This window comes from Tepidiforma sp. (assembly GCF_034433535.1).
GTDB lineage: Bacteria > Chloroflexota > Dehalococcoidia > Tepidiformales > Tepidiformaceae > Tepidiforma.
The window spans coordinates 1-9,624 of record NZ_DAOUAO010000048.1; the positions used below are offsets into that span (position 1 = coordinate 1).

Below are 9,624 nucleotides of genomic sequence, written 5' to 3' on the forward strand. Positions count from 1 at the left end.
GAGTGAGTTCGAGCGAGGTCATCGTTCGTCCGAATGCGGCTCGGCGGCGTTGAAGCCCCGAAGTGGCCCAGCGAAGATGCGGCGCCAAAGCTCGTCCCATGCCGGGTTGGTCGGGCCTGCTTTCCACTCGGCCCGCACCGTGAGCGGCCGTCGGTTTCGCTTCGCCACTGAGCACCCCGTGGTCTTGATACCTGGATGATTGGGCGCGAGAGTAGGGGCATCAAGTAGTTTCGACTAAATGAGACTCGAATAGATACGAAGACTAGTGCAGGAGACTAGATGCGATACAAAGTGAGAGGCAGAGAGTGCATGGCCACCGCTCCGGGCCGTGGGCCGGCGCCGGTTGGCGCGTGCGCGCCCGGTCAGCCGCGGCGCCGGCCGGGCAGAGTAACGGCCAGGCGGAAGGGGAAGCCCTCCCCCTTTTTAGTACAAATGAACGGTGATGCCGATGTTCGTGCAGTGGTGAGGGGGTAGGGGAAGGGGGCGGGCCGACACCTTCGGGGACGCTTCACAACCTGAGGCCCTGTCTTTTCCCTGAAACGCGCTGCACAGGGCGGTGCCTGAAGTTCATACGCCCATCTCTCCCGCTGGCCCGGGGGTGGAACCGGATATACTCCCCCTGTGACGACCCGGGAGAGCCTGCATCTCCTCGTCGATGAGCTGTCCGACGACCAGGTCGAGAAGCTTGCGCGCATCCTGCAGGAGCTCTTCGAGATCCCGGCGCGAGCCCGGGGCGCTTCGGGGCAGGAACCCAGCTCTGTGGCCGCGCGCAAGTACCCGGCGCTCGCCGCCGCCTGGGACAACGATGACGATGCCATCTTCGACAGTCTGTAGGCGCGGCGATGTCTTCCTCGTCAGCGTCCGCTTCTCCGATGGCTCCGGCATCAAGCGCCGACCCGCGGTCGTGGTCAGCGTCGACGAGCTTCACGCCTCCCGCGCCGATACGCTCATTGTTCCGCTGACAACCAACCTCAGCGCTCACTGATTCGGCGACCACCTGCTGGACGACTGGAGAGCTGCCCGGCTGCCGCGCCCCTCACTGGCAAAGGCCATTGTCGAGACTGTGGACCGCGCGACGTTCGACCGCCTTCTCGGGCGACTCTCGCCCCGGGACCTCGCGGAGGTCGAGCGATCGCTGCGGCTCGTCCTCGGGCTCTGAACGCAACCCCCCACGCCCCGCTCCCCCACCCCCTTGACTTTGCAGTCGCTGAAAGGCCTGCCCTCCCGGCATGAACATCGCAGAGGCAGCGCGCGCTGCCGGATGTCGCACCGGGGTGCTCGGTGATCCTCATCACCGGCGAGCGTCGGCCTCGGTGATCGTCGGCACTGAGCGACACCGCTACCCCACGAGACGCTCCCATGCGACCGCCAGACCACAACGTCCGAAGGCACGCTTCGGACTGGTCCAATCCACGCGGTCCGGGAGTACCTGGTGTGAAGACCAAACGTACCGCACTGCTCCTCAGCGTAGCCGGCGCCATCCTCACCATCGCTGCCGCGTGCTCGGGAGGGGGAGGAAGCTCGCGCGCGCCGGCGCCCATCGTCACGGCGACCCAGGGCGCGCCGCAGGCGGCCGAACAGACAGCAACTCCGTCAGCCGGCAGCACCGCCACCCAGATCGATTTCAGCTCCCCCAGCGGGATCGACGGCGCGGACCCCGAGTTCAACTACTCGGCGATGGTCTGGCAGGGCTACTGGCTCAGCCGCGATCATTTCGGGCCGCTCGCGATGGGTTCGGGCATGGGCATCCCCTTCGAGCCGCCGATGGAGATGGTGACCGCCGCAATGCAGATGGTGGGAAGCAAGGAACCGGGGATGCCCTTCCTTCCCGAGAACATCCTCCCGCTGCAGGCCGTGTTCCGGAGCGGCGACACCGCGCTGACAGCAGACATGACGACGTTTTCGCCCACCGACTTCCGCGCGTTGCGGCTCGACCCGTCCACGTTCGATACGGTCGTAGGCGTGGAAGGCCAGGCTCAACTGATGCTCAAGGAGAGCCAGTGGGCCCGAAACTTCCACACCGCGAGCCACTTCGGCACGCCCGAATCGGATTTCGGCGCCCAGCAGCGCTTCCTGGGCATGATGGTCAGCATGCTCGCCCAGATGCAGGGGCAATATGCCATGACGACACTGATGGACCCGGGGACGGGCCTCTACCGCGACAGCGACGGCAGGCTGGATTACCGCGGCAACTGGACGATGCTGCAGGCACTTGCCGACATCGCCGGCCTGACTGGCGACCAGTCGCTGCGCTACTACAACCCCGACTCGCACACCATGTTCGCCATGGCGGTGGGCCGGCTGTTCACCGCGCTTGGCGACCGCAAGCCCGAGACGGCCGATGAGTTCGCTTCGGCCATGCGTGCGCTCTCGTACGTCGCATGGACGGCGGATGACCAGGCGCTGCGCTCCGGCGCGCTCGACCGAATCGCCCGCATTGCGGCCGATTGGACCGATGTGAAGCGCGCCGATGGCGGCCCTGCGGAGCGCTCGGCCGCCATCGTTGGCCTGCTCACGGCCGTACATGCGACCGGCGAAAGCGGCCTGCTGGGCGCGGTGAAGACCCACTGGGAGGCGCTGGCGGCCGACTTCGACCCGAAGACGGGGACGTTCAAGTCGAAAACGGTCTACTCGGTGGACGATGTGGCCTGGATCATTGGCGGGCTCAACTCCCTCGTCCAGGTTGGTCCTGCTGAGCTGCGGGCGCCGGCGGCGAAGGCGCTCGTCGCCTTCTACGAGGCCACGCTCGACCAGAGCGGCCTGCAGCTCTCGGCGCCTCCAGGCAAGGACGGGGCGATGGCGGGCGAGTTCGAGAAGGACCTCCCCTCCATCGTCTACTACCACGGCCGCAACACGCCCCCGCCGCCCATGGCCGGCGGCAAGTTCGGGCGCCTGATGCTCCCGGCCTCCGAAATCGCGTTCGAGGGCGGCAAGTGGACCGTCACCAACACGCGATTCGAGAGCGCTGGCGGCATGCACCTCGCGAACGAGCTGAACTGGCTCGGCCCGCACCTGGGGTCGGTGCCGTTCCCGCCGCTCCGCAGCGAGCAGACGCCGGCCGGCGCCACGCCGGCGGCGGGCACCCGCGCAACCATCACGGCCAAGAATGTCGCCTTCGATACGGCGCTGCTCGAAGTTCCGGTGGGCCAGCAGGTGCAGGTGCGCTTCGTGAACAGCGACGGCGAGACGCCCCACAACTTCCACATCTCCGGGCCCGGCGGCTTCGATGCGAAGACGCCGATTTTCAAGCAGTCGGACGGCGGTTCGCGGGAGCTGACGTTTACCCTCACGACGCCAGGGGAGTACACCTTCGTCTGCGACGTCCACCCCAACCAGATGAAGGGAAAGATCATCGCCCGCTAGGGGCAGGGGGCGTATGCAGGGGTGGCGGGGAGGGTCCTCCCCGCCACCCGTCTGTTCGGCGCCGGGTGAATCCTGCCCATGCGCGGGAGGCAGCGGCGCCGCGCGGAGGCCCGCACCGCCGGGAGCGCGCACCGGGGCATCTGTGATGGCGGTCACCGAGCACCGCAACACCCACCCCCTACCCTGAGCGGCACTCACGGAGGAAGCCGATGCCAGAAAGGCCCGCCGCCAGCGGAATCCCGCCCACCAGGCAGGATTCCGACTACGTCTTCTATGAGCTGACCCGGAGCATCTGCCCGGAATGCCGCCGCGTGATCGATGCCCACATCCTCCTGCGCGACAACCGGGTGTACATGCGCAAGCGCTGCCCTGAGCACGGGCAGTTCGAAGCGCTCGTGTACGGCGATGCCGAGGCCTACACGTCCTCTGCGCGGTTCAACAAGCCCGGGACCATTCCGCTGCAATTCTCGACGGAGATCGCGCAGGGCTGCCCGTACGATTGCGGCCTCTGCCCCGACCACCAGCAGCACGCCTGCGTCGGCATCATCGAGATCAACAGCGCCTGCAACATGGATTGCCCGCTCTGCTTTGCCGATGCCGGGGCGGGGTTTTCCCTCACTCTCGAGGAGGTTGAGGCCATCCTTGACCACTTCGTCGAGACGGAGGGGAATCCGGAGTTTGTCCAGTTTTCGGGGGGCGAGCCTACCATCCACCCCGAGCTCCCGGCGATGCTCCGGGCGGCCAAGGCGCGCGGCATCCCGCATGTGATGATCAACACGAATGGCCGCCGCATCGCCAACGACGACGCCTTCCTCGCCGAGATCGCGGAAATTCGCCCCTCCATCTACTTCCAGTTTGATGGCTTCGAACCCGCCACCTGGGAGGCCATCCGCGGTGAGGCCGACCTTCTGCCCGAGAAGCTGCGGGCGCTCGATCGCCTTGCCGCCATCGGCTGCGATGTGGTGCTGGTGCCCGCCATCGAACGGGGCGTGAACCTGCATGAGGTGGGGAGGATCGTCGAGTTCGGCATCAGCCACCCCGCCGTCCGCGGCGTGAACTTCCAGCCAGCCTTCCACGCGGGCCGCCACGGCGGGCACGACCCGCTCCAGCGCATCACCATTCCCGATATCCTTCGCGCCCTTGAGGAGCAGACGGCCGGCAAGTTCCTGGTTAGCGACTTCGTTCCCGTGCCGTGTTGCTTCCCGACCTGCAACTCCGTGACCTACGCCTACCTCGATGATGACGGGAGCGTCATCCCGCTGCCCCGCCTGCTCGAGGTCGAAGACTACCTCGACTACATCACCAACCGCATTATTCCCGATATGAATGCGGAGGTGCGGGCAGCGCTCGAAGGGCTCTGGTCGTCGGCCGCGATGCCCGGGTCGGACAGGGCCACCCGCGACTTCGCCCTGTCCTGTGCTGCCTGCGACCTCCCGACGATGGACCTGGGCGAGCTCTCAAAGCGGGTGTTCATGGTCATGCTCCAGGATTTCATGGACCCCTGGACCTTCAACCAGAAGAACCTGATGAAGTGCTGCAAGGAATTCCTGCTGCCTGATGGGAAGCAGATCCCGTTCTGCGCCTACAACACCCTGGGCTACCGCGAACAGGCCCGCGTCCAGCTCGGCCAGCGCGAACGGGAGCGCGCCCGCGCGCGGCGGGAAGGTCGCCCGTTTACCCCGCAGCCGCTGACCTTCCGCTTCGATACTGCGCCCGGCGCGCGCACGAACGGTCGGCATTCATGACGGTCGCACCCACGCCCTCCGAGGCCAAGGTCTGCTGCGCCGCCGCCTACGAGAGCGAATGGGCCCGGCTCCTGTTGGGCGAATCGTTCCACCCCGGCGGTATCGACCTGACGCTGCACCTCGGCCGGCAGCTGCGGCTCGGCCCCGGTTCGCGCGTGCTCGATGTGGCCTGTGGCCGCGGGACCTCGGCAATCGCCCTCGCGCGGGAATTCGGCTGTTCGGTGGTGGGCGTCGACCTGAGCGCTGCGAACACCAGGCTGGCCTGCGAAGCGGCACAATCCGCCGGGGTCGACCACCTGGCGTCGTTCGTCGTGGGCGATGCTGAGGCGCTCTCCTTCCCCGATGCCTCGTTCGACGCTGTGCTGTGCGAGTGCGCGTTCTGCACGTTTCCTTCTAAGGAGGCCGCCGCAGCGGAGTTCGCCCGCGTCCTTCGCCCGGGCGGGAGGCTTGGTCTCAGCGATATCACGCGCCAGGGGGAGTTGCCCCCGGAGCTGGATACGCTGCTTGGCTGGGTTGCCTGCCTGGCCGATGCGCGCCCGGCCGAGGAGTATGTGGCCCTGCTTTCATGCGCGGGCTTCGCAGGCTTGACCTGGCAGGAGCATAACGATGCCCTGGCGAGCCTGGCCTCGCGGGTGAGGTTCAAGCTGCTCGGTGCCGAGGTCATGGCCCGGCTTGGCAAGGGCCCGTTCGCTATCGAGGAAGTCCTCCGGGCGAAGCAGATCGCCAGGGTCGCGACCGCGAGCATCCGCGAAGGCCGGCTCGGGTATGCGATCATCACCGGCAATCGGGACTGAGGGGACGCGCCACCGGCGGTCCCCGGCGGCGGCAACCGGCAGGCACACCAAAGCACCAGGCCACGGCCCATGGACAGCGCCCAGATCCGCAAGACCTACCGCTGGATGGCCCCCATCTACGACCCGCTCTTCGCCCGGGCCTACCGGCCGCTGCGCAGGTCGAGCATTGCGGCCCTCCACCTGCAGCCATGCGACTCCGTGCTGCTGGTTGGGGTGGGCACGGGACTCGATCTCCCGCTCCTTCCGCCCCGCGCAACGGTCATCGCCATCGACCTTTCCCCGGCGATGCTGAAGCGGGCCCGCTGCGCCAGGCCATCGCTGGCCGGCCACTTCCTTCTCGCCGACGGCGGGGCGCTCCCCCTCCGGGACAGGACGGTCTCGGCGGTGATCCTCCATCTCGTCTTGAGCGTCGCACCGGCCCCCCGGGCCATCCTCGCGGAGGCGATGCGGGTCTTGCAGCCCGGGGGGCGCATCGCCGTCCTGGACCATTTTGCACCGCCCGGCCGCTGGGGCCTGGCGCGGCAGCTGCTGGTGCGCACGCCGCCCTCCCTGCTGGGAACACACCTCGACCGCAGGGTAGAGGAGCTGCTCGCCGGGCTGCCGCTTCGCGTGGTTCGCGACCGGCGTCTTGCGGGCGGATTCTACCGCGCGCTGGTCCTCGTGCCGGCAGAAGGCGATGATGGGGCCTCCAGGACGCGCTGACATTGTGGGCTCCTGGCAGCGCAAGGGCGGCGACCCGGAGCGTGTGTCGAACGAACTGTTTCCCGTCCTTCTCAGCCTGTGCGGATTTGGCTACTATCGGCGCGGGGCATCACCATGTACGAATATGAAACCAAAGCGGAACGATTCCGAAGGCTGGCCGAAACCCGCACCAATGCGGTGATCGAAAAGATTCGCCTGCTGGGCAATCTTTCCAACCGGGCGAACTACGAGTACACCGACGAAGAAGTCGAGCTCATGTTCGCAGCAATAGATGAGGCCCTGCGCAATAGCCGCGCCCGGTTTCGCATGGAACGCCCGAAGCGCTTCCGCCTGCCGTGACGCGCCGGCCTCGCCTTCACGTGCCCCTACCGGCCAGGGGAATCGTCGGCGCGGGGCTGACGGCCGCCGGGGGAAAGCCTCTCTGCCTCCCGATTGAATCGAGCAATCACGTCGAACAGCCCGCACCGGGCAGGCTCCAAACGCGCCAATTTCGCGACAGTTCCAGCGAATCCGCGCATCTTGTCGTCGTTCGGCCAGCCGGCTACGCTCCCGGTCATCCGGGAGGCCGGCATGAGCATCGATTCCCGCATCCAGGAAGCCACGAGCTGGGTGACCGCGCAGCTGGAGGGCAGGCAGCTTATCGGCGAGATTGAGCTGAATGAACCACAGCGTTTTGAGCTCATCTATTTGATCCAGGACATGGTCCAATTTGGCCGATCTCCGACACAAGAGATTCCGGAAGTTATATCGCTGCTTCTCGTCGATCTTGCTCGCAGAAATTCCAACGGCAATCAGCTCTGGGAGAGCGTGCTCACGATTCTTTTTAAGAAATCGGACGTTCCCGAAGCAGAGAAAAACCGGTGGAGAATTGATCTCGGCGAGACCTTCCTGAGCACGGTCCGGCAGTACCACATGCCGGAGTTTCGCCAGCTCGTTGAAGAAGGCGCCAGGAAGTACGTTGGGCCGATTCTCGCCCACGCACTCATGCCGCGCGAGCACATCGACACATTCATGGAAAAGGTTATCTGGCCAGCCATCGAGCGGCCGGCGGAGGTTGGCCGGGACGCGCGCGATATCCAGGATTGGCTGGCGACGCTTGAGAAGCGCGTCACCACGGAAGCCGTACGCCGCTTCGTGCTGTACGGCGGCCCGGTTGCGCGCGACCTCATCGACCGGACGCTGGCGTACTGTGAATCGGCCCTGCGCGGACAGGCCGATTCCGGTTCTGGCCTCCCGGGCTGGTTGCGCCGCGGCATCGACCAGTGGCTGAAGCAGCGACAGACGCATGTCCCAAGGCACCACTCAAGCCAACGCAGAGCACGCCCCGCTGTGCGGTTTGATTCGTACCGCTGTGAGGTCGTGGTCGACCTCCCATACGTCGACAACCCCGCGACGTGGAGGGTGATGGTTGCCCCTGGGGGCGAGCAGTACGAAGTCGACGCCTGCCCGCCGCAATTCGCCCGGACACGGGAAAAAGAGGCGCTTGGCGTGTCGCGGCCGGCGAACGCGCTCCGCGTTGAGCTCGTGCACGAAGGGTCTCAGCCTGACCGGTGGGAAATTCCGTTACTCTCGGAAGACCGCCCGGTGCTGTTCTTTGCGGAGCGCGACGGCAGGCTGCTCCCCGCGGGTGAGGTGCTCGACGGCGACGCGTGGTGGCTCCTCGCGCCAGGGGACAGCAAGCTCGAGACGGACGGGCAACTGACGGTCTGCGATACCCTGGGGCCTCCGCTTGGCTGGAACGGGTATTTGATGCAGCTCATCCGTTGCGAAGGGGCGACGGAACTCCGCGTGGCGCCAGTCGGGTGGCAGGCGGCCTCGGATGGCCCCAGGTACCGGGTCGCTGGCCACGCGCAGTCGGCATTTTTCACTCAAAATCCCCTGCCCGCCTGGCTCGAACCATTGAATACCGACCTGCTCGCGGCCGAGGATGCGCTGCCCGAATTGTGCATCCCGGACCGGCCGGGCTCCTCTCCTGAACGTTACCTGAGTTTCTGGGAAGTGCGCGCTGAACGGGTAGGGGAAACGGCCGAGACGTATGTCCTGCCGGCGGCCCGGCTTCCTCGCGTTCTGCAGGATGGCACCTGGCGGCTGCAGTTGCACGACCTCATACCGGGTTGCGACGTGGGCACCTGGAATGTGGCCGCCAACGGACCCATCGGCCTTGGAGTGCGACAGCGCATCGGCATCCTGCCGGCCGGGGTCCGCGGGTTTGACGTGCCTCTCGCGCCACGGGTCCGTCGACCGGCAGCGGATGGCACCGACTCGGGCGACATCCGCCTGGTCATGGTGCAAATTCCCGGGGAGGTTCAGGTCGCCACACCCGGCGACCTGGGACAGGCGGCGGGGCATGACGTCTGGATTCTCAAGGACCTGGATGGCGATGGCCGCATCCCGTTGGCGGTGACGGATTCCCGCACCGGACGCACCACCGCGGCCGTGGTCGTGCTGCCGACGGTCGAGTGGCGATGGCTCAGCGCTAAACCGCGCGGCTGGCAGGAAAGCGCAGTGATTCCACTCGACGAAGTGCTTGCCGGCGATTGGGAGCTCCAGGTGCACGCCTCTGCCCCGGTGCGGCCCAGCCTCCGGCTGGTGACCGCCGACGGGCAGGCAGTACAGGAGCTCGGCCCTATCCGCGGGCAACGAAGCGCGAACTTCTCGCTCCGGGACGTTTCATCGACTGTCCAGGGCCGGACTGACCGGGTCCTGTACCTCGAACTCTTCGCCGGGAATGAACACGGCCAGGATGCGGCCAGGGTGGGTGCCATCGAACGTCTGCTCACGGTCAGGGAGGTGACCACACGCTTTGACGATGGGCAGCTTTTCTGCTCGTGGCGGCAGGACGTTGACGTCGATGGCATGACGGCCTTCCTGGAACCGCACTGGCGGCCGTGGGAGGAGCCCGTCGATGGCGAGATTGAGGGAGGCAGCGGGCAGTACCAGGCCCGCTGGTGGTTGAACGCCCGCGGACCGATGCGGCTGACGCTGCGCGTCGAGGACCCGTGGGTCGGCGAGACCACCGT

The 9,624-nt window shown here is 66.8% G+C and carries 8 protein-coding genes; all 8 read left to right on the forward strand.

Going from position 1 to position 9,624, the window contains the following annotated elements; genetic code table 11:
- The first annotated feature begins 621 nt into the window (after positions 1 to 621).
- Complete coding sequence (locus tag VAE46_RS02600) at positions 622 to 834, forward strand: hypothetical protein (RefSeq protein WP_322795351.1); 213 nt, start codon at positions 622 to 624, stop codon at positions 832 to 834.
- Positions 812 to 985, forward strand: a complete 174-nt coding sequence (locus tag VAE46_RS02605) for a type II toxin-antitoxin system PemK/MazF family toxin (RefSeq protein WP_322795352.1) — start codon at positions 812 to 814, stop codon at positions 983 to 985. Before VAE46_RS02600 ends, VAE46_RS02605 begins: the two co-directional genes overlap by 23 nt.
- A gap of 449 nt (positions 986 to 1,434) precedes the next feature.
- Entirely contained in the window at positions 1,435 to 3,363 is a 1,929-nt protein-coding gene (locus tag VAE46_RS02610) for a cupredoxin domain-containing protein (protein WP_322795353.1), read from the forward strand.
- A 209-nt stretch (positions 3,364 to 3,572) separates the two neighbouring features.
- Positions 3,573 to 5,108, forward strand: a complete 1,536-nt coding sequence (locus VAE46_RS02615; RefSeq protein ID WP_322795354.1) for a radical SAM protein — start codon at positions 3,573 to 3,575, stop codon at positions 5,106 to 5,108.
- The gene (locus tag VAE46_RS02620; protein ID WP_322795355.1) at positions 5,105 to 5,902 is read left to right on the forward strand and encodes a class I SAM-dependent methyltransferase; all 798 of its coding nucleotides are present in this window, start codon (positions 5,105 to 5,107) and stop codon (positions 5,900 to 5,902) included. The genes VAE46_RS02615 and VAE46_RS02620 overlap by 4 nt, the downstream gene beginning before the upstream one ends.
- A gap of 69 nt (positions 5,903 to 5,971) precedes the next feature.
- On the forward strand, positions 5,972 to 6,604 hold the full coding sequence (locus VAE46_RS02625) for a class I SAM-dependent methyltransferase (RefSeq protein WP_322795356.1): 633 nt from the start codon (positions 5,972 to 5,974) through the stop codon (positions 6,602 to 6,604).
- Positions 6,605 to 6,718: 114 nt separating this feature from the next.
- Positions 6,719 to 6,943, forward strand: coding sequence for a hypothetical protein (locus VAE46_RS02630; RefSeq protein ID WP_322795357.1), 225 nt, complete (start codon positions 6,719 to 6,721; stop codon positions 6,941 to 6,943).
- A gap of 231 nt (positions 6,944 to 7,174) precedes the next feature.
- Positions 7,175 to 9,624, forward strand: a 2,450-nt coding sequence (locus VAE46_RS02635; RefSeq protein ID WP_322795358.1) for a hypothetical protein, incomplete at its 3' end; no start/stop codon positions are given.

Excerpts from the sequence above, each read along its gene's own strand:
- VAE46_RS02605 (WP_322795352.1), top strand. The coding sequence starts at position 812 with ATGCCATCTTCGACAGTCTGTAGGCGCGGCGATGTCTTCCTCGTCAGC.
- VAE46_RS02625 (WP_322795356.1), top strand. The coding sequence starts at position 5,972 with ATGGACAGCGCCCAGATCCGCAAGACCTACCGCTGGATGGCCCCCATC.
- VAE46_RS02620 (WP_322795355.1), top strand. The coding sequence starts at position 5,105 with ATGACGGTCGCACCCACGCCCTCCGAGGCCAAGGTCTGCTGCGCCGCC.
- VAE46_RS02630 (WP_322795357.1), top strand. The coding sequence starts at position 6,719 with ATGTACGAATATGAAACCAAAGCGGAACGATTCCGAAGGCTGGCCGAA.
- VAE46_RS02615 (WP_322795354.1), top strand. The coding sequence starts at position 3,573 with ATGCCAGAAAGGCCCGCCGCCAGCGGAATCCCGCCCACCAGGCAGGAT.